The organism is Pseudomonas granadensis (assembly GCF_900105485.1).
GTDB lineage: Bacteria > Pseudomonadota > Gammaproteobacteria > Pseudomonadales > Pseudomonadaceae > Aquipseudomonas > Aquipseudomonas granadensis.
Genome location: NZ_LT629778.1, coordinates 5456560 through 5477767 on the forward strand (window position 1 = coordinate 5456560; position 21208 = coordinate 5477767).

General features: G+C 60.5%; 20 protein-coding genes. 7 read left to right on the forward strand and 13 right to left on the reverse strand.

The window, feature by feature from the left end; all coding sequences use genetic code 11:
* Positions 1-70: 70 nt before the first annotated feature.
* Positions 71-454, reverse strand: coding sequence for a COG4315 family predicted lipoprotein (locus tag BLU52_RS24415; protein WP_090287623.1), 384 nt, complete (start codon positions 452-454; stop codon positions 71-73).
* A 151-nt stretch (positions 455-605) separates the two neighbouring features.
* On the opposite strand from BLU52_RS24415, the gene phoB reads away from it, so the two are divergent.
* From phoB to BLU52_RS24430, 3 genes are all read left to right on the forward strand, one after another.
* A complete protein-coding gene (phoB, locus tag BLU52_RS24420; protein WP_007896474.1) occupies positions 606-1295 on the forward strand; it encodes a phosphate regulon transcriptional regulator PhoB in 690 nt (229 codons plus the stop codon).
* Between the two features lie 133 nt (positions 1296-1428).
* A complete protein-coding gene (gene phoR, locus BLU52_RS24425; RefSeq protein ID WP_231988049.1) occupies positions 1429-2715 on the forward strand; it encodes a phosphate regulon sensor histidine kinase PhoR in 1287 nt (428 codons plus the stop codon).
* 123 nt (positions 2716-2838) lie between these two features.
* Positions 2839-4179, forward strand: a complete 1341-nt coding sequence (locus tag BLU52_RS24430) for a hemolysin family protein (protein WP_090287628.1) — start codon at positions 2839-2841, stop codon at positions 4177-4179.
* 71 nt (positions 4180-4250) lie between these two features.
* Here BLU52_RS24430 and BLU52_RS24435 read toward each other — a convergent pair whose 3' ends face one another.
* The 7 genes from BLU52_RS24435 to BLU52_RS24465 form a co-directional block, all read right to left on the reverse strand.
* Entirely contained in the window at positions 4251-5147 is an 897-nt protein-coding gene (locus BLU52_RS24435; RefSeq protein WP_090287630.1) for a peptidoglycan DD-metalloendopeptidase family protein, read from the reverse strand.
* Positions 5148-5355: 208 nt separating this feature from the next.
* Positions 5356-6312 (reverse strand): response regulator, encoded by a 957-nt coding sequence (locus tag BLU52_RS24440; protein WP_090287632.1) that lies wholly within the window; start codon positions 6310-6312, stop codon positions 5356-5358.
* A gap of 177 nt (positions 6313-6489) precedes the next feature.
* On the reverse strand, positions 6490-7251 hold the full coding sequence (phoU, locus tag BLU52_RS24445; RefSeq protein ID WP_016772483.1) for a phosphate signaling complex protein PhoU: 762 nt from the start codon (positions 7249-7251) through the stop codon (positions 6490-6492).
* Between the two features lie 111 nt (positions 7252-7362).
* Positions 7363-8196, reverse strand: coding sequence for a phosphate ABC transporter ATP-binding protein PstB (pstB, locus tag BLU52_RS24450; protein ID WP_090287634.1), 834 nt, complete (start codon positions 8194-8196; stop codon positions 7363-7365).
* A 93-nt stretch (positions 8197-8289) separates the two neighbouring features.
* Entirely contained in the window at positions 8290-9960 is a 1671-nt protein-coding gene (pstA, locus tag BLU52_RS24455) for a phosphate ABC transporter permease PstA (RefSeq protein WP_090287637.1), read from the reverse strand.
* Positions 9961-9976: 16 nt separating this feature from the next.
* On the reverse strand, positions 9977-12010 hold the full coding sequence (locus BLU52_RS24460; RefSeq protein ID WP_197677995.1) for an ABC transporter permease subunit: 2034 nt from the start codon (positions 12008-12010) through the stop codon (positions 9977-9979).
* 413 nt (positions 12011-12423) lie between these two features.
* Positions 12424-13422 (reverse strand): phosphate ABC transporter substrate-binding protein PstS, encoded by a 999-nt coding sequence (locus BLU52_RS24465; protein WP_090287642.1) that lies wholly within the window; start codon positions 13420-13422, stop codon positions 12424-12426.
* Between the two features lie 187 nt (positions 13423-13609).
* Here BLU52_RS24465 and BLU52_RS24470 point away from each other — a divergent pair, with 187 nt between their 5' ends.
* On the forward strand, positions 13610-14668 hold the full coding sequence (locus BLU52_RS24470) for a helix-turn-helix domain-containing protein (protein ID WP_090287644.1): 1059 nt from the start codon (positions 13610-13612) through the stop codon (positions 14666-14668).
* A complete protein-coding gene (locus tag BLU52_RS24475) occupies positions 14665-15165 on the forward strand; it encodes a PIN domain-containing protein (protein ID WP_090287647.1) in 501 nt (166 codons plus the stop codon). Before BLU52_RS24470 ends, BLU52_RS24475 begins: the two co-directional genes overlap by 4 nt.
* An 8-nt stretch (positions 15166-15173) precedes the next feature.
* Here BLU52_RS24475 and BLU52_RS24480 read toward each other — a convergent pair whose 3' ends face one another.
* The gene (locus BLU52_RS24480) at positions 15174-16472 is read right to left on the reverse strand and encodes an MFS transporter (RefSeq protein WP_090287649.1); all 1299 of its coding nucleotides are present in this window, start codon (positions 16470-16472) and stop codon (positions 15174-15176) included.
* 376 nt (positions 16473-16848) lie between these two features.
* Here BLU52_RS24480 and BLU52_RS24485 point away from each other — a divergent pair, with 376 nt between their 5' ends.
* Positions 16849-17253 (forward strand): acyl-CoA thioesterase, encoded by a 405-nt coding sequence (locus tag BLU52_RS24485; protein WP_003229628.1) that lies wholly within the window; start codon positions 16849-16851, stop codon positions 17251-17253.
* A 57-nt stretch (positions 17254-17310) separates the two neighbouring features.
* Entirely contained in the window at positions 17311-18210 is a 900-nt protein-coding gene (locus BLU52_RS24490; protein WP_090287651.1) for a D-hexose-6-phosphate mutarotase, read from the forward strand.
* Positions 18211-18336: 126 nt separating this feature from the next.
* Here BLU52_RS24490 and BLU52_RS24495 read toward each other — a convergent pair whose 3' ends face one another.
* From BLU52_RS24495 to purE, 4 genes are all read right to left on the reverse strand, one after another.
* Positions 18337-18873 (reverse strand): DUF3299 domain-containing protein, encoded by a 537-nt coding sequence (locus BLU52_RS24495; protein ID WP_090288674.1) that lies wholly within the window; start codon positions 18871-18873, stop codon positions 18337-18339.
* Positions 18874-18966: 93 nt separating this feature from the next.
* The gene (locus BLU52_RS24500) at positions 18967-19212 is read right to left on the reverse strand and encodes a GlsB/YeaQ/YmgE family stress response membrane protein (RefSeq protein WP_090287652.1); all 246 of its coding nucleotides are present in this window, start codon (positions 19210-19212) and stop codon (positions 18967-18969) included.
* 112 nt (positions 19213-19324) lie between these two features.
* Positions 19325-20407, reverse strand: coding sequence for a 5-(carboxyamino)imidazole ribonucleotide synthase (locus BLU52_RS24505; protein WP_090287654.1), 1083 nt, complete (start codon positions 20405-20407; stop codon positions 19325-19327).
* A gap of 10 nt (positions 20408-20417) precedes the next feature.
* On the reverse strand, positions 20418-20909 hold the full coding sequence (gene purE, locus BLU52_RS24510; RefSeq protein ID WP_090287656.1) for a 5-(carboxyamino)imidazole ribonucleotide mutase: 492 nt from the start codon (positions 20907-20909) through the stop codon (positions 20418-20420).
* Between the last annotated feature and the right edge of the window lie 299 nt (positions 20910-21208).

Sequence of the window (21208 nt, forward strand, 5' to 3'; positions counted from 1 at the left end):
TGTCAGTTAACGAAAACGCCGGCTGACACACCGCTATCGCGAGCAGGCGAAGGCCTACACGGGACCATGGCTATTTGGCTTTGGCGACTTTCCAGGCGCCGTCCATTTTTCCGTCGCCGGTCATGTCGCCGGCTTTCTTGTCCATCACGAAGGTGTACAGCGGCATGCCCTGGTAAGCCCACTGCATCGAGCCGTCGTCACGCTTGACCACCGTCCAGTCGCCCATCGACTTGTCACCCGCCTGCGCCATCAATGGCGGCCAGTTCGCCGCGCATTTGTCATTGCACGCTGACTTGCCGGCGGAGTCCTTGGCGAAGGTGTACAGGGTCATGCCTTTGTGATCGGTGAACATGCCGTCCTTCTTCATCGCCGGATCGGCAGCCATGGCCAGGCCAGGCAACGCCAGGGCCGCGGCCATCAGCAGGGCTTTGAAAGAAGCAGTCATCTGAGTCATGGAAACCTTCTTTTGTGGTTGTCAGGATTCGGACTTAGAGCTTAGTCCAGGATGGTCAAACTTGTTGGCGGGCAGAAATACTGTCACACGACTGCAATAATTCCGTTATCTAATGCGGCGCAAGACAGTTAAATGACAAGAGGATTAAGGCATGGTTGGCAGGAGCATTCTGATCGTCGACGACGAAGCGCCCATTCGCGAAATGATCGCCGTGGCGTTGGAAATGGCCGGCTATGACTGCCTCGAGGCAGAGAACTCGCAGCAGGCCCACGCCATCATCGTCGACCGCAAACCCGACCTGATCCTGCTCGACTGGATGCTGCCCGGCACGTCCGGCATCGAACTGGCCAGACGCCTCAAGCGTGACGAGCTGACCGGGGACATCCCGATCATCATGCTCACCGCCAAGGGCGAAGAGGACAACAAGATCCAGGGTCTGGAAGTCGGCGCTGACGACTACATCACCAAGCCGTTTTCCCCGCGTGAACTGGTCGCCCGTCTCAAGGCGGTGCTGCGCCGCGCCGGCCCGACCGACGGCGAAGCGCCGATCGAAGTCGGTGGCCTGCTGCTCGATCCGATCAGCCACCGCGTGACCATCGATGGCAAGCCGGCCGAGATGGGCCCGACCGAATATCGCCTGCTGCAATTCTTCATGACCCACCAGGAACGCGCCTACACCCGCGGCCAGTTGCTGGATCAGGTCTGGGGCGGCAACGTTTACGTCGAAGAGCGCACCGTCGACGTGCACATTCGCCGCCTGCGCAAGGCCCTCGGCGATGCTTACGAAAATCTGGTACAAACCGTGCGCGGTACGGGCTACCGCTTCTCCACAAAAGCATAAAAAAGCGGCTGCAAGTTTTTAGCTACAAGCGGCAAGTGAAAGCCGATCCGCTTTAGCTTGCAGCTTGAAACTTGACGCTGCGGCTAAGGACGCCCTTGTGAATCAAAACTGGCATGGCACCCTGATTCGCCACATGCTGCTACTGGTCACCGCGTGCCTGGTGATCGGGCTGATCAGCGGCTATTACGGCTGGAGCCTTGCGGTGGGCCTGGGCCTGTATCTGGCCTGGACGCTCAAGCAATTGCTGCGTCTGCACGAATGGCTGCGCCAGCACCAGCCCGATGAAGCGCCGCCCGATGGCTACGGTCTATGGGGCGAAGTGTTCGACAGCATCTACCACCTGCAACGCCGCGACCAACGGGTGCGCGGGCGGCTGCAAGCGGTGATCGACCGGGTGCAGGAATCCACCGCGGCACTGAAAGACGCAGTGATCATGCTCGACAGCGACGGCAACCTGGAATGGTGGAACCGCGCCGCGGAGACCCTGCTCGGCCTCAAGACCCCACAAGACAGCGGCCAACCGGTGACCAACCTGGTGCGGCATCCGCGCTTCAAGGAATATTTCGAGCAGGACAACTTCGCCGAGCCGCTGGAAATCCCGTCACCGACCAACGATCGCGTGCGCATTCAGCTGTACCTGACCCGCTACGGCAACAACGAGCACCTGATGCTGGTGCGCGATGTCACGCGCATCCATCAACTGGAGCAGATGCGCAAAGACTTCATCGCCAACGTGTCTCACGAACTGCGCACACCGCTGACGGTGATCTGCGGCTATCTGGAAACCCTGCTCGATAACGTCGAAGAAGTGAACCCGCGCTGGAGCCGCGCTCTGCAGCAGATGCAGCAACAGGGCGGGCGCATGCAGACGCTGCTCAACGACTTGCTGCTGCTGGCCAAGCTCGAAGCGACCGATTACCCGTCGGACAACCAGCCGGTACAGATCGATACACTGCTGCAGTCGATCACCAGCGACGCCCAGCAATTGTCTGGCGCGAAGAATCAGCACATCACGCTGGAAGCCAATGCCGGCGTGCTGCTCAAGGGCAGCGAAGCGGAGTTGCGCAGTGCGTTTTCCAATCTGGTGTTCAACGCGGTCAAGTACACCCCGGCCGAAGGCAACATTCGGATTCGCTGGTGGGGCGACGATCAGGGCGCGCACCTGAGCGTGCAGGATTCGGGCATCGGTATCGACAGCAAACACCTGCCGCGCCTGACCGAACGCTTCTATCGCGTCGATTCCAGCCGCAACTCCAACACCGGCGGCACCGGCCTCGGTCTGGCCATCGTCAAACATGTGTTGCTGCGCCATCGCGCGCGCATGGAGATCAGCAGCGTGCCCGGCCACGGCAGTACGTTCACCTGCCATTTCGCCCCAGCCCAGGTGGCCAGCGCACGGGCGATCGGCGCCGCCGAGTGATGCCGCCCGGCACACGCCACTAGGCAATTGCCAAGTCAGCCGCTACATTGGCTGACTTGCGCCTGCCTTTCAGGCGCTGTTTTCCCTTACTTTCGAATCACACGGAACCTGCAAAACTCCATCATGGACCCTTCCCCTGGCTTGTCCCTCGCTACCATTTTCGCCGACTTCGGCATGATTCTTTTTGCTCTGATCCTGGTACTGCTCAACGGCTTTTTCGTTGCGGCGGAATTCGCCATGGTCAAACTGCGCTCGACCCGGGTCGAAGCCATCGCCGAGCAGCACGGCTGGCGCGGGCATATCCTGCGCACCGTGCACAGTCAGCTCGATGCCTATCTCTCGGCGTGCCAGTTGGGTATCACCCTCGCCTCCCTCGGCCTGGGCTGGGTCGGTGAGCCGGCGTTCGCGCATATCCTCGAACCGCTGTTGAGCGCGATCGGCGTCGATTCGCCGGAGATCGTCAAAGGCGTCTCGTTCTTCACCGCGTTTTTCATCATTTCCTATCTGCATATCGTGGTCGGTGAACTCGCGCCGAAGTCGTGGGCGATCCGCAAACCGGAACTGCTGTCGCTGTGGACGGCGGTGCCGCTGTACCTGTTCTACTGGGCGATGTATCCGGCGATCTACCTGCTCAACGCCAGCGCCAACGCGATCCTGCGTATCGCAGGACAAGGCGAACCCGGCCCGCACCATGAACACCATTACAGCCGCGAGGAACTGAAACTGATCCTGCACTCCAGCCGTGGTCAGGATCCGAGCGACCAAGGCATGCGCGTGCTGGCCTCAGCAGTGGAAATGGGCGAACTGGAAGTGGTCGACTGGGCCAACTCCCGGGAAGACCTGATTACCCTCGAATTCAACGCGCCGCTGAAGGAAATCCTGGCGATGTTCCGTCGCCACAAGTTCAGCCGTTATCCGGTGTACGACAGCGAGCGCCAGGAGTTCGTCGGCCTGCTGCACATCAAGGATCTGCTGCTGGAACTGGCGGCGCTGGACCACATTCCCGAGTCGTTCAACCTGGCCGAGCTGACCCGTCCGCTGGAACGAGTGTCGCGGCACATGCCGTTGTCGCAGCTGCTGGAACAGTTCCGCAAGGGCGGCTCGCACTTCGCCGTGGTCGAGGAGGCGGATGGCAACATCATCGGCTACCTGACCATGGAAGACGTGCTGGAAGTGCTGGTCGGCGATATTCAGGACGAACACCGCAAGGCTGAGCGCGGCATTCTCGCCTATCAGCCGGGCAAGCTGCTGGTCCGTGGCGATACGCCGTTGTTCAAGGTCGAGCGCCTGCTGGGCATCGACCTGGACCACATCGAAGCGGAAACCCTCGCCGGGCTGGTCTATGAAACCCTCAAACGCGTGCCGGAAGAGGAAGAAGTGCTGGAGGTCGAAGGCCTGCGGATCATCATCAAGAAGATGAAAGGGCCGAAGATTGTGCTGGCCAAGGTGTTGATGCTGGATTGATGGGCTGATCCGGGACCGCGTCGCGGCTTTCGCGAGCAGGCTCGCTCCCACCCTGGAATGCTTCACAGGCATCACTGCTTGCCCAACGCAAAGTTGGGCAACGCCCCCAGCGGCTGGTTGAACTGATACGGAATCGACACCAGCCCTTCGCCGGTATTGCGCTGCACCACGAAGTGCAGGTGCGGGCCGCTGCTGTTGCCGGTGTTGCCCGACAGCGCCAGCGGACTGCCGACCTTGACCCGTTGCCCCTCACGCACGCTCACAGAGCCCTGTTTCAGGTGCAGGTACACGCCCATTGTGCCGTCATCGTGCAGCACCCGTACGAAATTGCCCGACGCATCGGTGCCGCGCCCGCTCTGTGAGTTTTCAGTCTTGACCACCACCCCGGCCCGCGCGGCAATGATGGGCGTGCCCACCGGCATGGCGATGTCCATGGCATAGCGATTCTTCGGCCCGTAGTGGCTGTATTGGCCGTTGGCGCCCTGGCTCAGGCGGAACGGTCCGCCACGCCACGGCAGTGGATAGCGATAGCTCTGCGCCGCGCCAGCGGGGTCGCCCAGCGAATAATGGAACTGCGGCGAATACACCAGCGGCTTGCTGGCGGAAATCGCCGTCAGCAGCGCCAGCCGCGTATTGCTGCGCGCGGGCAATACCCGGCGAATGGTTTGCGCCGGTGCGCCGCGCACATTGCTCAGGCCGGTGAATGCCAGGGCGATCTCGACCGGCGCGTACAGATCGTTGCGCACGAACACCACGTCGGTGCCTTTCTGCTTTTTGATATCGAGGTACACCTGGCGCTCCAGGCGCTCGACCATGCGGTCCTGAAACACGAACACCTGCGCGCCTTTGCTCGGCCGGTCGCTGTAGGAAACCACGCCGTTGGCGTCGGTGGATTTATAGATGGTCATGGCCACTGCCGAAGTGGAGGCCAGAAAGAAAGCACAGAGAAACAGCAGGCGCGCGAGCATGGGCAAGAGTCTGTCGAAAGAAGGCCTGGAAATGAGCCTAGCAGGTGAAGCAGACCAGGCTAGTCGACAGATGTTGCAAATAGGCAGTGCAGAAGATGGGTGGTGCGGTTGATGCCCCCATCGCCAGCAGGCTGGCTCCCACATTGGAATGCGTTGCAAATGTGGGAGCCAGCCCTGCTGGCGATAGCGACTTGTCAGGCGAGGACGATCAGGCGCCCGGCACGAAATGCTTCTGCGCCGTGCCACGGGCAATCAGGCGGGAGATGTAGTCGAGCTTCTGCGCGTCCTGATCGACGAAGCGGAAGGTCAGTTGCAGCCATTCGCTGTCTGGCTTCTGCTCAACCGCGACAACCGCGTGCAGGTAACCGTTGAGGCGCGCGACTTCGGCGTTGTCGCCCTGCTCCAGATCGAGCACAGCGCTGTCGAGGACCTGCGGCAGGGTCTCGGTGCGCTTCACCACCAGCAGCGCTTCCTTGATGCTCAGCGCCTTGATCACGCATTGCTGGGTGCCGCTCGGCAGGCGCAACTGGCCCTGACCGCGACCACCGACCGGCGCTTTCGACGCGGCAGGTGCCTGCACCGGCGGCGCGTTGAGCAAACCGCGCGATGGCGCAGCAGCGGCTGCCGGCGCCGCCGCAGCAGGCTTGGCAAACGGGTTGGCTGCTGCCGCAGCCGGGGCAGCGCCGACCACGGCAGGCTTGCCGCCAGTCAGTGCGCTCAGCGAATCGTTGCCGAACGCCGAGTTCATCTTGGTCGGCGCGCTGTTCATCAGGGTGTCGAGCTTGCCGACCTTGTTCAGCGCCTGCTTGACCTTGGTCAGCAACTGTTCATTGGTGAATGGCTTGCTGACGTAGCCGGACACGCCAGCCTGAATCGCCTGCACGACGTTTTCCTTGTCGCCCCGGCTGGTCACCATGACGAACGGCATGGTCTTGAGATTGTCCTGTTCGCGGCACCAGGTCAGCAATTCGAGGCCGGACATTTCCGGCATTTCCCAATCGCACAACACCAGGTCGAAGGCTTCTCTGGCCAGCATGGCCTGGGCCTTTTTACCGTTCACGGCGTCCTCGGTGCGGATCCCCGGGAAGTAATTACGCAGGCACTTTTTCACCAGGTCACGAATGAACGAAGCATCGTCCACGACCAACACACTGATCTTGCTCATCCAACACCCCTATTAAAATCCCGGCAAGCATAACGCTGGCTGATGGCACATTGCCAAAACTCTTCAGTCACGCCGGGACTTTTCGTTCGCGGGTGCTGCTTTTTAATTCGGTTATACCTATGAAAAGCACAAACAAAAACGCCCGGCCAAAAGGCCGGGCGCTTTTCTCAGGCAATCTTACTTATCGTCAGCTTCGCCCGGAACATTAGCGGTTTCGGCGCTGGTGCCTTCAACTTCTTCTTTCATGCGCTTGAGGCCCATGTGCCGCACGTCGGTGCCGCGGACCAGGTAGATCACCAGTTCCGAGATGTTGCGCGCGTGGTCGCCGATGCGCTCCAGCGAACGCAGGACCCAGATGATGCTCAGAACCCGCGAGATAGAGCGCGGGTCTTCCATCATGTAGGTCGCCAGCTCGCGCAGGGCGGTTTTGTATTCGCGGTCGATGATCTTGTCGTACTGCGCCACCGACAGTGCCAGATCGGCGTCGAAACGCGCGAAAGCGTCCAGCGCATCGCGGACCATGTTGCGCACCTGGTCGCCGATGTGGCGAACCTCGACGTAACCGCGCGGCGCTTCGCCTTCCTCGCACAACTGGATGGCACGGCGGGCGATCTTGGTCGCTTCGTCGCCGATACGCTCAAGGTCGATCACCGATTTGGAAATGCTGATGATCAGACGCAAGTCCGACGCTGCCGGCTGACGACGAGCGAGAATGCGCAGGCATTCTTCGTCGATGTTGCGTTCCATCTGGTTGATCTGGTCGTCGATCTCGCGCACTTGCTGAGCCAGACCGGAGTCGGCCTCGATCAGCGCCGTGACGGCGTCGTTGACCTGCTTCTCGACCAGCCCGCCCATGGCAAGGAGGTGGCTGCGCACTTCTTCCAGTTCGGCGTTGAACTGCGCGGAAATGTGATGGGTTAAACCTTCCTTCGAAATCATGATTTGCTCCGCAAAAGCCATGAGCTGCAAGCTACAAGCTGCAAGCTGATTTGTGTCGTACTCGAACCGCTCTTTCTTGCCGCTTGAAGCTTGCGGCTTGCAGCGGTTCGGTCAGCCATAGCGACCGGTGATGTAGTCTTCGGTCTGCTTCTTCGCCGGATTGGTGAACAGGGTATCGGTGTCGCCGAATTCCACCAGTTTGCCCATGTACATGAACGCCGTGTAGTCGGACACCCGCGCCGCCTGCTGCATGTTGTGCGTGACGATAACGATGGTGAACTTGGATTTCAGCTCGTAGATCAGCTCTTCGACTTTCAGCGTCGAGATCGGGTCGAGGGCCGAGCACGGTTCGTCGAGCAGTAGCACTTCCGGCTCAACGGCGATGGTACGGGCGATCACCAGACGCTGTTGCTGACCACCGGACAGGCCAAGCGCCGAGTCGTGCAGACGGTCTTTGACCTCGTCCCACAGGGCCGCGCCTTTCAACGCCCACTCAACGGCTTCGTCGAGGATGCGCTTCTTGTTGATGCCCTGGATGCGCAGGCCGTACACCACGTTTTCGTAGATGGTCTTCGGGAACGGGTTGGGCTTCTGGAACACCATGCCGACGCGACGACGCAGCTCGGCAACGTCTTCGCCCTTGCGATAGATGTTGTTGCCGTACAGGTTGATCGCGCCTTCAACGCGGCAGCCGTCAACCAAATCGTTCATGCGGTTGAAGGTGCGCAGCAAAGTCGACTTGCCGCAACCGGACGGGCCGATGAACGCGGTCACGCGCTGCTTCGGAATATTCATGCTGACATCGAACAGCGCTTGTTTCTCGCCGTAGTACAGGCTCAGACCGGGCACTTCGATGGCCACGGTTTCCTGTTCGAGATTCAGGCTCTGCTTGTCGCGGCCCAGGGCAGACATGTTGATGCCGTGGCTGTGTGTTTCGTGCTGCATGGGTCTCACTCCGTTCGTAGCTGCAAGCTTCTGGCTGCAAGCTGCAAGTTTGAGCAAAAGCGGCTTGTAGCTTGCCGCTTGTGGCTAATGGCTTTAGCTGTCCAGTGCTTTGTACTTTTCACGCAGGTGGTTGCGGATATACACCGCCGACAGGTTCAACGTCGCGATCACCAGCACCAGCAACAGCGCCGTGGCGTACACCAGCGGACGGGCCGCTTCGACGTTCGGGCTCTGGAAGCCGACGTCATAAATGTGGAAGCCCAGGTGCATGATCTTCTGGTCCAGGTGCAGGTACGGGTAGTTGCCATCCACTGGCAGCGACGGCGCCAGTTTCACCACGCCCACCAGCATCAGCGGCGCCACTTCACCAGCGGCACGCGCCACGGCGAGGATCATGCCGGTCATCATTGCCGGGCTGGCCATCGGGATGACGATCTTCCACAGCGTCTCCGCCTTGGTCGCGCCCAGCGCCAGCGAACCTTCACGCACGGTACGCGGGATCCGCGCCAGACCTTCTTCGGTAGCCACGATCACCACCGGCACCGCGAGCAGGGCCAGCGTCAGCGAGGCCCACAGCAGACCCGGCGTACCGAAGGTCGGCGCCGGCAGTGCTTCAGGGAAGAACAAGCGGTCGACCGAACCACCGAGCACGTAGACGAAGAAACCCAGACCGAACACGCCATAAACGATCGCCGGTACACCGGCAAGGTTGTTCACTGCGATACGAATCACACGAGTCAGGGTGTTCTGCTTGGCGTATTCACGCAGGTACACCGCCGCCAGTACGCCGAACGGGGTGACGATCATCGCCATGATCAGGGTCATCATCACGGTGCCGAAGATCGCCGGGAAGATCCCGCCCTCGGTGTTCGCTTCACGCGGGTCATCCGAGAGGAATTCCCAGATCTTGCTGAAGTAGAAGCCGACCTTGGTAAACGTGCTCATGCCGTTTGGCTGGTAGGCATGCACGACTTTGCCCAGACCGATTTCGATTTCCTTGCCGTTGGCGTCACGGGCGGTCAAGGCGTCGCGGTTGAACTGTGCATGCAGATCGGACAGACGCGCTTCGATGTCTTTGTAGCGCGCGTCCAGCTCGGCGCGCTCGGACGCCATGTCCGCTTGCGCGGTGGCGTCGAGCTTGCCTTCCAGCTCGAGTTTGCGACCGTGCAGACGGATGCGCTCAAGGCCGGCGTTGATCGCGCCGATGTCGGTTTTTTCCAGCGTCTTCAATTGAGCCGCGAGATCGTTGACCCGATCGATGCGCGCTTGCAGCTCAGGCCATGCGGCCTCGCCTTCGGCGATCACCTTGCCGTCCTGTTTAACGTTGACCAGGTAGCCGTAGAAATTGCCCCATTCGCGACGCTCGATCGCCATCAACTCCGGCGGCGTGGTCTGCTTGGTCAGCCAGTCGCCGACGATCCACGTGAAGTCGTTGCCGTTCAGGTCGCGGTTGCCGACCTTGACCAGCTCGCGGGTCATGAATTCCGGACCTTCGTCAGGCACCGGCAGGCCGGCACTCTTCAGACGGGCACGCGGCACTTCTTCTTTCTGCACCACTTCGCCGACGATCAGGTGATTGGCCTGGCCGGGCACGTCGTAATGCGCGTGGATCAGGTCCGCCGGCCAGAAATGACCGAGACCGCGCACGGCAATCACCGCCAACAGGCCAATGGTCATGATGACCGCGATGGACACCGCGCCACCGCTGATCCAGACGCCTGGGGCGCCGCTCTTGAACCATCCTTTCAGGGAGTTCTGTTTCACAGACTTCTACCTTTGCTTAAAGCGACGAGTATTTCTTGCGCAGACGCTGACGAATCAGTTCTGCCAGGGTGTTCATGACGAAGGTGAACAACAGCAGCACCAGCGCCGAGAGGAACAGCACGCGGTAGTGGCTGCCGCCGACTTCCGACTCAGGCATTTCCACTGCAACGTTGGCGGCCAGGGTGCGCAGGCCTTCGAACAGGTTCATTTCCATGACCGGGGTGTTACCGGTGGCCATCAGCACGATCATGGTTTCACCGACGGCGCGGCCCATGCCGATCATCAGCGCCGAGAAGATCCCCGGGCTGGCGGTGAGGATGACCACGCGGGTCATGGTCTGCCACGGTGTAGCACCGAGGGCCAGCGAACCGAGGGTCAAGCCACGCGGCACGCTGAACACAGCGTCTTCGGCGATCGAGTAGATGTTCGGGATCACCGCGAAACCCATGGCCAGACCGACCACCAGTGCGTTGCGCTGGTCGTAGGTGATGCCCAGGTCGTGGGAGATCCACATGCGCATGTCGCCGCCGAAGAACCAGTTCTCCATGAACGGGCTCATGTACAGCGACAGCCAGCCCACGAACAGGATCACCGGAATCAGCAGCGCACTTTCCCAGCCGTCCGGGACTTTCAGGCGGATCGATTCAGGCAGGCGGCTGAAGGTGAAACCGGCCACGAGGATGCCGATCGGCAACAGCATCAGCAGGCTGAAAATGCCCGGCAGATGCCCTTCCACATACGGCGCGAGGAACAGACCGGCGAAGAAACCGAGGATCACCGTCGGCATCGCTTCCATCAGTTCGATCACCGGCTTGACCTTGCGGCGCATGCCAGGGGCCATGAAGTACGCGGTGTAGATCGCTGCGGCAACGGCCAGTGGCGCGGCCAGCAGCATCGCGTAGAACGCGGCTTTCAGGGTGCCGAAGGTCAGTGGCGACAGGCTCAGTTTCGGTTCGAAATCAGTGTTGGCGGCAGTCGATTGCCAGACGTACTTAGGCTCGTCGTAGTTCTCGTACCAGACCTTGCTCCACAAAGCGCTCCACGACACTTCCGGGTGCGGGTTGTCGAGCAGCAACGGTTGCAGCTTGCCGCCGGCTTCGACGATCACCCGGTTGGCGCGCGGCGACAGACCGAACAGGCCCTGGCCGTCGACCACCTGGTCGACCAGCAGCGTGCGGTGCGCGGTGCTGTGGAACACCCCAAGCTTGCCGCTGGCGTCGAGGGCGAGGAAGCCTTTGCGGCGTTCTTCGGCAGCGATTTCAACGATGGGCGTGCTGCCCATCTGGAACGTGCGAATCTGCTTCAGGCGCTGCTCGCCATCGGTGTCACGGGCCATGAACCACTGGGCCAGACCGCCCTTGGAGTCGCCGATGATCAGCGAGATACCACCAACCAGTTGCGTGGTCGCGGTGACTTCGGCGTCAGCATTCTCCAGCAGCTTGTAGCGACCGTTGAGGCTCTTGTCGCGCAGGCTGAAGACATCGGCCTGAGCGCGACCGTTGACCACGTACAGCCACTGCTGACGCGGGTCGACGAAGATGTTTTTCACCGGCTCAGTCATCTGCGGCAGATCGATACGCTGCTGCTCGTTGGTGACTTCGCCGGTCATCAGGTTCTCTTCGCTGGTCAGCGACAGAACATTGAGTTGCGAACCGGTAGAGCCGACCAGCATAAGGGTCGTATCGGTGGCATTGAGGCTGACATGCTCCAGTGCACCGCCGCTTTCGTTCAGCGCAATCGGCGTCTCGCCGTACGGGTACTCGATGGCCGGCGTGATGGTTTTCTTGCCATCGGGGTAGCTGACTTTGTAGGTGTGACGGAACACCAGCGCCTGACCATTGGACAGGCCCACGGCCACCAGCGGATGACCCGGCTGGTCTTCACCAATGGACGTCACGCTGGCGCCGGCCGGCACTGGCAGATCGACGCGCTTGAGTTCAGCGCCACTGTCGATATCGAAGAACAACGCCTGCCCCTTGTCGGAGACGCGCATCGCCACCTGATTCTGCTCTTCGAGCGAGATCATCAGCGGCTTGCCGGCGTCCTGCATCCAGGCCGGGGTGATCGAGTCTTTCGCGGTCAGGTCGGCACCTTGAAACAATGGCGCAACCACGTAAGCGAGGAAGAAAAAGATCAGGGTGATGGCCGCGAGCACCGCGAGGCCGCCAACGAGGACGTACCAACGGGTGAAGCGATCCTTGAGCGCGCGAATGCGGCGCTTGCGTTGCAGCTCAGGCGTATTGAAATCAATGCGCTTGGGAGGGGAAGTCGTAGTCATTGGGGAATTGGCCAGATCATTCATGCGCACACCCTAGCGATCCTGTATGACAGAAAGATGACAATGCAGTGACGCAGCAAATCCGCCACCCGGAAGGCCCGGCAGCGGAGTCGAAAATTTGGTAAATGTGGGAGCGAGCCTGCTCGCTCCCACAAAGAGTCCGGCGTTACGCCGGGCTCGATTTGTTACTGCTTGGCGACAGAGCCGCCTTCCTGCAGACCGAGGTCAGCCAGTGCTTTGGCAGCAACCTTGGCTGGCAGCGGGATGTAGCCGTCTTTCACAACCACTTCCTGGCCCTGCTTCGACAGCACCAGTTTGACGAACTCGGCTTCCAGCGGGGCCAGAGGCTTGTTCGGGGCTTTGTTGACGTATACGTAGAGGAAACGCGACAGCGGGTACTTGCCGTTCAGGGCGTTTTCTTCGGTGTCTTCGATGAACTCGCCGCCTTCTTTCTTGGCCAGGGCAACGGTTTTCACGCTGGCAGTCTTGTAGCCGATACCCGAGTAGCCAACGCCATTAAGCGAGCTGCTGATCGACTGCACCACCGACGCCGAACCTGGTTGTTCGTTGACGTTTGGCTTGTAGTCGCCTTTGCACAGGGCTTCTTCCTTGAAGTAGCCATAGGTGCCGGATACCGAGTTGCGGCCGAACAGTTGCACTGGCTTGTTGGCCAGGTCGCCGGTCACACCGAGGTCGCCCCAGGTCTTGACGTCAGCCTTGGCACCGCACAGGCGTGTCGAGGAGAAAATCGCATCGACCTGAGCCATGGTCAGGTGCTTGATCGGGTTGTCCTTGTGCACGAACACGGCCAGGGCATCCACGGCAACCGGGATGGCAGTCGGCTTGTAGCCGTACTTCTGCTCGAAAGCCTGCAGCTCGTTGTCCTTCATCTTGCGGCTCATCGGGCCCAGGTTGGCGGTGCCTTCGGTGAGTGCAGGTGGCGCGGTGGAGGAACCGGCGGCCTGAATCTGGATGTTGACGTTCGGGTATTCTTTTTTGTAGTTCTCGGCCCACAGGGTCATGAGGTTGGCCAGGGTATCGGAACCGACGCTGGACAGGTTGCCCGACACACCAGTGGTCTTGGTGTAGCTCGGGATAGCAGGGTCAACAGCGGCAACCGCGTTGGCAGTCGCAACGCCAGCAGCGACAAAAGTCATTGCCGCCATCAAACGCTTCAGTTTCATGCCTTACTCCTAGCAGATAGGGTGTGTTAAGTCGGGGCCAAGTATCAGCAGGCCGTGTGAACACTCTATGGCTGAAATATGACAATTGGATGAAAGGCCAGTATTGCCGCCAGCAAACAAGAAGAAACGTTTGGCGAGTTGACAAATCACTATCAGAATATAGCCTTGTCAACCACGAGAGGCCCCTATGATAAACGACCGTATTCGCCGCGCGCGCCTGCAAAGTGGCCTCACCCTTGAGGCTCTGGCCGATCAGCTTGGCGATATAACCAAACAAGCCTTGAGCAAATATGAAAAAGGGTTGAGCACTCCAAGCTCGACTCGCCTGTTGCAATTGGCCAAGGCACTGCAGGTCAGCCCGGAATATTTCTTCCGCGCGGATGCAATTCCGCTCGCGCCGTTGGAGTTTCGAAAGCTGGCCAAGATGCCTAAATACCGCCAGGCACAAGTCGAAGAGAAAATCCGCGAACACCTCGAGCGCTACATAGCGCTCGAGGAATGTTTCAATCCTGCCGACATATATACCCCGGCCACTCCTGCACAAATGATCCCGGTGTCCTGCCTCGATGAAGCCGAGCAAGCGGCTGAAGAGCTTCGCCAGGTCTGGGGAATCGGCAGCGACCCGATTGCCAACCTCACCGAGCAACTGGAGGAGCACAGCATCAAGGTAGCGATGCTCAAAGGTCCTGATGATTTCGATGGAGCCTGTGCTGCCACCGGCAACGGCGAGCATGTGTTGATTGCATTGAATGCCAATCGACCAGGCGAACGCATCAGGTTTACTGCCGCTCACGAACTCGGTCACTGGGTCATGGCATTACCTGAGGACATGCCGGAGAAAGACAAGGAAAATTGCTGCCATCGATTTGCCGGGGCCTTCCTCTATCCGGCAAAAGGCGTCACCAGTGATTTCGGCAGCCATCCTCGCTCCAGAGTTCACCCAAGAGAACTGCTGATTGCCAAGCGCCAATACGGCATATCGATGCATGCGGCGCTCAGACGCCTGAAGGATCTGAAGCTGCTCAGCGAAAGTGGCTATAAGTCACTGACCATCCAGTTCAGTGCAAACGGCTGGCGCAAGTCGGAACCCGAACCTCTGCCATGCAAGCCGCCACAACGATTTGAGTCCCTGGCATTCTGGGCGCTGGCCGAAGGACTGATCAGCAAATCCAGAGCTGCTGAACTCCTGCGCAAGCCGGTGAGCGCATTGGACCCTAATTTCCTGGGTTCACTGGAGAATGCATGAGTCTGATCTACATCAGCGATACGAATATCTGGATCGATTTTAGAAATGCCGGACTACTGGAGCAAATGTTCCAACTGCCCTTCACCCTTTGTTGTACCGACTTCGTAATGCAAGAGCTCGCCGACTTCCCACATAAAGAACTGCTCAAGCGAGGATTGAGCGTCGAGTCATTTGACGAATCTGGTGTGATCAAACTTTTCGGGTTGAAAATCGAGCACAACAACAGCTCACTGGCGGACGTGTCTTGCTACTTGCTGGCGCAGGAAACAGGACGGCCGCTCTTGACTGGAGATGGCAGGTTACGGCGGCAGGCACAACGCGATGGGCTGCGGGTACACGGTGCACTTTGGTTACTGGATCTTATGGTTGAGCATAAAATGATCAACGAACAGCACGCAGCAAATGCCTTGGACCACATGCTTGAGCACGGCGCCCGACTACCGGCTGGCGAGTGCGAAGCAAGGCTCTCGCGCTGGCGAGAGCCTTACGTAATCTGAAGTACAGATCAGCGCCCCTTCCTCCACAACCACGCACCTACAAGAATTCCCATCCCGCACAGCACCGCCACATAGTAGGCCGGACCCATCGCGCTTTCCTTGAGCAGCAGACTCACCACCATCGGCGTCAAGCCACCGAAGATTGCGTACGCGACGTTGTACGAAAACGACAAGCCGCTGAAGCGCACCACCGGCGGGAAGGCCTTGACCATCACATACGGCACGGCGCCGATGGTGCCGACCAGCAGACCGGTCAATGCGTACAGCGGGAACAGCCAGTCCGGGTGGTCGGCGAGGCTGTGATAGAAAGTCCACGAGCTGATCAGCAGGCCGAGGCAGCCGAAAACGAAGACGCGGCCGGCACCGAAGCGATCGGCCAGTGCGCCAGCGCCGATGCAACCCAGGCTGAGGAAGACGATGGCCAGGCTGTTGGCCTGCAACGCGGTGGTCGGCGAGAAGTGATAGACCGTTTGCAGCACGGTCGGGGTCATCAGGATGACCACCACCACGCCGGCCGACAGCAGCCAGGTCAGCAGCATCGAAATCGCGATTGCGCCGCGGTGATCACGCAGCACCGCGCGCAGCGGTACTTCTTCAGCCAATGCCTTGCGCTGTTGCAGCTCGGCGAACACCGGAGTTTCGTGCAGCCAGCGGCGCAGGTACACGGAGAACAGGCCGAACACACCGCCCAGCAGGAACGGGATCCGCCAGGCGTAATCGGAGACTTCCGCCGGGGTATAAATGCTGTTGATCGCCGTGGCGACCAGCGAGCCGAGCAGAATACCGGCAGTCAAACCGCTGGTGAGCGTGCCGCAGGCATAGCCGATGTGTTTTTGCGGGACGTGTTCGGAAACGAAGACCCACGCCCCCGGCACTTCCCCGCCGATCGCCGCGCCCTGAATGACGCGCATCAACAACAGCAGGATCGGTGCCCAGATGCCGATCTGCGCATACGTTGGCAGCAGGCCCATGATCAGGGTCGGCACGGCCATCATGAAAATGCTCAGGGTGAACATCTTCTTGCGCCCCAGCAGGTCGCCGAAGTGCGCCATGACGATGCCGCCCAGCGGCCGGGCGAGGTAGCCGGCAGCGAAGATGCCGAACGTCTGCATCAGCCGCAGCCACTCGGGCATGTCGGCCGGGAAGAACAGCTTGCCGACCACGGTGGCGAAGAATACGAAGATGATGAAATCGTAGAATTCCAGCGCCCCGCCGAGGGCGGACAGCGACAGGGTCTTGTAGTCATTGCGGGTCAACGGTCGTGCGGGTTGCTCGGGCTGCGCGAGGCTCGAAGGCGCTGTGGTCATGGCAAGGGCTTCTCTTATAGTCGAATCTGTCGCCACAACAACGCTGGCGGTGGCTCGGACAGGTTCGGCACCATAGCAAATTGTTCGAAAAAGCACATAGAGGCGCGTAATTGACGGTCGAAATCAGAACCGGACGGTCGTCGTGGAGTCTACCGACCGATATACTCGCCACCTGCGCAGGTTTTGTAAGAGGTTGCTGTGCGAAAACGTTGTTGGCCCGCCCTTTGCTCGGGATTAGCCTTTTTCGCAGAGTTTCCCTTTAGGCGCCTGATGGAAAACGTGACGAACGCAGTGTGTTCGGTGTTGAATCGTTTTTCTTGAAGACGGCTACCACCCGCAATACCCACGAAGAGTCACGGGTCAGAGGCCCCTCGGCATGATAGAGCTCGAACAAGAAGATCCGATCCCACAGGGCGACCTGGCCCTGCAAATCACCGCGCTCCCGCGCGAAACCAACGGCTTTGGCGATATTTTCGGCGGCTGGCTGGTCGCGCAGATGGACCTGGCCGGCACCGCCATGGCCAGTCGCGTCGCCGGTGGCCGTGTCGCCACGGTGGCCATCGACCGCATGGCGTTTCTGGTGCCGGTGGCGGTTGGCGCGCAGCTGTCCTTTTATACCCAGACCCTGGAAATCGGCCGCAGCTCGATCCAGATGATGGTCGAAGTGTGGAGCGATGACCCACTGTCCAGCGAATGGCGCAAGGTCACCGAAGCGGTCTTCGTTTTTGTCGCCATCGATGGCAGCGGTCGCACCCGTTCGGTGCCGCCACGCGCGCGTTAAACCTCGCGGCCGTTTTGCGGTCGATAGTCGTCCCCAGTGTCTGATCGAGAGTTGCCCATGAACACGCCCAACGTTGAAGCCGTGAAACAGGATGAATTGAACTGCTGGCGCATCCGCCACGGCAAGGCCGAAGTGCTGGTGGCCCAGCAAGGCGCGCACATTCTCAGCTACCAGGTCGACGGCCAGCCGCCGATCATCTGGCTCAACGACAAGGCCGACTTCAAGACCGGCAAGAGCATCCGTGCCGGCGTGCCGGTGTGCTGGCCGTGGTTCGGCAAGTTCGAACGCAACCCGCAGAGCGTGCAGGCCATGTACACCGGCGCACAGCCGGCCCCCGCGCACGGTCTGGTGCGGGCGATGGATTGGGAACTGGGCGGCATCGAGTCGGAGGCTGACGGCGTCAAGGTCGAGTTCAAACTGCCCTACCCGGAAGGTGGCCTGCCGGGCTGGCCCCACGAAGTCGATCTGACCCTGACTTTGCATCTGGCAGATCAGTTGAGCTACAGCCTGACCAGCCACAACCGCGGCACCGACAGCGTGACCCTCAGCCTGGCGCTGCACACGTATTTCGCTGTCAGTGACGTGCGTAACGTACAGGTCGACGGTGTCGCCGGGCTGGATTACATCGAGACCCTGGACGACTGGAACACCGCCAGCCAGCAAGGCGATCTGCAGTTTGCCGGCGAAACCGACCGCATCTACCTCGACGCGCCGCCGCAACTGAGCATTGTCGATCCGACCTGGGAACGACGCATCGTGCTGACCTCGACGGGTTCGCGCACGGCGGTGATCTGGAACCCGTGGATCGACCGCGCCGCCGCATTGCCGGACATGGACAACGATGGCTGGCAGCGCATGCTGTGCATCGAGACCGCGAATGTGATGGATGACATCGTCACCCTCGCACCGGGTGCGAGCCATACGATGGGTGTCAGCGTCGCCGCGACACCGCGCTAAGCCACACCGCTATACGAAATGTGGGAGCCAGCCTGCTGGCGATGGCGTTGTGTCAGGCAACGGAAAAGTCTCTGACAGACCGCTATCGCCAGCAGGTTGGCTCCCACAGTTGGTTTGGGGTGGCTGTTAGAGATCAGCTTCCTGCACCACCCGCACCTTGTCCGCCTCCAGCGCATATGCCGCATCGGCCAGGTCGTTGCTGACCTTCTCGATTTTCAGCGTGCCGGTCACCCACAACGGCGTGTAGATATCGTCCAGCTTCAAACCCTTCGGATAGCGCACCAGCACCAGTTGATTCGGCGGCGGTGGCGGCACGTGGATGCACGCGCCCGGGTACGGCACCAGGAAGAACAGCGTGCTGCGGCCCTTGGCGTCGGACTCTAGCGGCACCGGGTAACCCCCGATGCGGATGTGCTTGTCGTTCATCGACGCCACGGTTTTGGTCGAGTACATCACCGCCGGCAGACCTTTGGCCTGCTTCATCCCGCCCTTCTCGGTGAAGGTGCCGGTGGCTTCCGGGGTGTTGTGGTCGATTTCAGGCATGGCCTCGAGGGCTTTCTGATCCGACTTGGGCATCAGTTCGAGCCAGTCGGTTTCCGGCAGTTCGCCGGCGTGGGCCAAACCGCTGCCCAGCAAGAGGAGAGTCAACAAAAGACGGCGCATGAAGGTGCTCGGCATAGAAAGGAAGGAACGTTGAATCGCCGAGCATTCTAGCCCTCCCGGCCAGTTTGGCAGAGAGGGCTTTGTCGCTTTGGATCAGTTCTTTTTGATCAGGCCGTAGATCACCAGCAGCACGATCGCACCAACCAGCGCACCGATGAAACCGGCACCCTCGCCCGCCTGATAAATGCCCAGAGCCTGGCCGCCATAAGTGGCCGCCAGCGAACCGCCGATACCGAGCAGGATGGTCATGATCCAGCCCATGCTGTCATTGCCCGGTTTCAGGAACCGCGCGAGCAGGCCGACGATCAAGCCGATAAAGATGGTTCCGATAATTCCCATGACATTTCCCTCTGATTTGGTAGATACGCGAAAGCCTAGTCAGAGTTTCGCATCCTGCCATGAGAGAACGGTGGTCCCTGAATGGTTCCGCCGTTGTCACATGAAACTGCCGTTACTCGGCAATCAGCGCTTGAACCTTGACGATCTGCGCCTGCAGCGTAGCCATGTCGGCGCAACGCAGGTTGGCGTGACCGACCTTGCGTCCGGCCTTGAAGGCTTTGCCGTAGTGATGCAGGTGGCAGTCTTCGATGGCGATGACTTTCTCCACTGGCGGAACCACGCCGATGAAATTCAGCATGGCGCTCTCGCCGACCTTGGCGGTCGAACCCAGCGGCAGGCCGGCAACGGCGCGCAGGTGGTTTTCGAACTGGCTGCACTCGGCGCCTTCGGTGGTCCAGTGCCCGGAGTTGTGCACGCGCGGGGCGATTTCGTTGGCCTTGAGGCCACCGTCGACCTCAAAGAACTCGAACGCCATCACGCCGACATAGTCGAGCTGCTTGAGCACGCGGCTGGAATAGTCTTCCGCCAGTGCCTGCAACGGGTGATCGGTGCTGGCCACCGACAATTTGAGAATGCCGCTGTCGTGGGTGTTGTGCACCAACGGGTAAAACTTCGTCTCGCCGTCGCGAGCACGCACGGCGATCAGCGAGACTTCACCGGTGAACGGCACGAAGCCTTCGAGCAGGCAGGCAACGCTGCCCAGCTCGGCGAACGTACCGACCACGTCTTGCGGCGTGCGCAGGACTTTCTGGCCCTTGCCGTCATAACCCAGGGTACGGGTTTTCAGCACGGCCGGCAGACCGATCGCAGCAACCGCGGCGTCCAGATCGGCTTGCGACTGGATGTCGGCGAAGGCCGGGGTCGGAATCCCCAGATCCTTGAACATGCTCTTTTCGAACCAGCGGTCGCGAGCGATGCGCAGGGCTTCGGCACTCGGGTAGACCGGCACGAATTGCGAGAGGAACGCCACGGTTTCGGCCGGAACGCTTTCGAATTCGAAGGTCACCAGATCGACTTCATCGGCCAGTTGGCGCAGATGATCCTGATCGCCGTAATCGGCCCGCAGGTGTTCGCCCAACGCGGCCGCACAGGCGTCCGGCGCAGGGTCGAGAAAAGCGAAGTTCATCCCCAGCGGAGTACCCGCCAGGGCCAACATGCGACCCAACTGGCCGCCACCGATTACACCGATCTTCATCTCAACAACCTCAGGCAATACGTGGGTCTGGATTGTCCAGGACGCTGTCTGTCTGCTCGGCACGGAAGGTTTTCAGTACCGCGTGGAACTGCGGGTGCCTGGCGCCCAGGATGCTCGCCGAGAGCAGCGCGGCGTTGATCGCGCCAGCCTTGCCGATGGCCAGGGTGGCGACCGGAATGCCTGCCGGCATCTGCACGATCGACAGCAGCGAATCGACGCCCGAGAGCATGGCCGACTGGACCGGCACGCCCAGCACCGGCAGGTGGGTCTTGGCCGCACACATGCCCGGCAAGTGGGCAGCGCCACCGGCACCAGCAATGATTACCTCGATGCCACGGCCTTCAGCCTCTTCGGCGTACTGGAACAGCAGATCCGGGGTGCGGTGGGCAGAGACCACTTTGACCTCGTACGGGATGCCGAGCTTTTCCAGCATATCGGCGGTGTGGCTAAGGGTGGACCAATCGGACTTGGAGCCCATGATCACGCCAACCAGTGCACTCATCGTCGCGCCTCTTCTCTCAGGAGCGCCCGCAGGCGCGTCATAAAACAACAAGCCACGCAGGTTGCGTGGCTTGATTGTACGAAAAATGGCCGGACGTGCCGGCCGAAGGCCGCGCAGTATACCGCAAAGAAAGCAATAAACAGCCCCCGAAACGACCATCCGTCAAATCAGCGAAAGGCCCGGTTTTATTGACTTGAAGGTCAGCGCCGCAACACCGCAAATCCCCTGTAGGAGTGAGCCTGCTCGCGATAGCGGTGGATCAGTCTCATCAACATTGAATGTGCAGACGCAATCGCGAG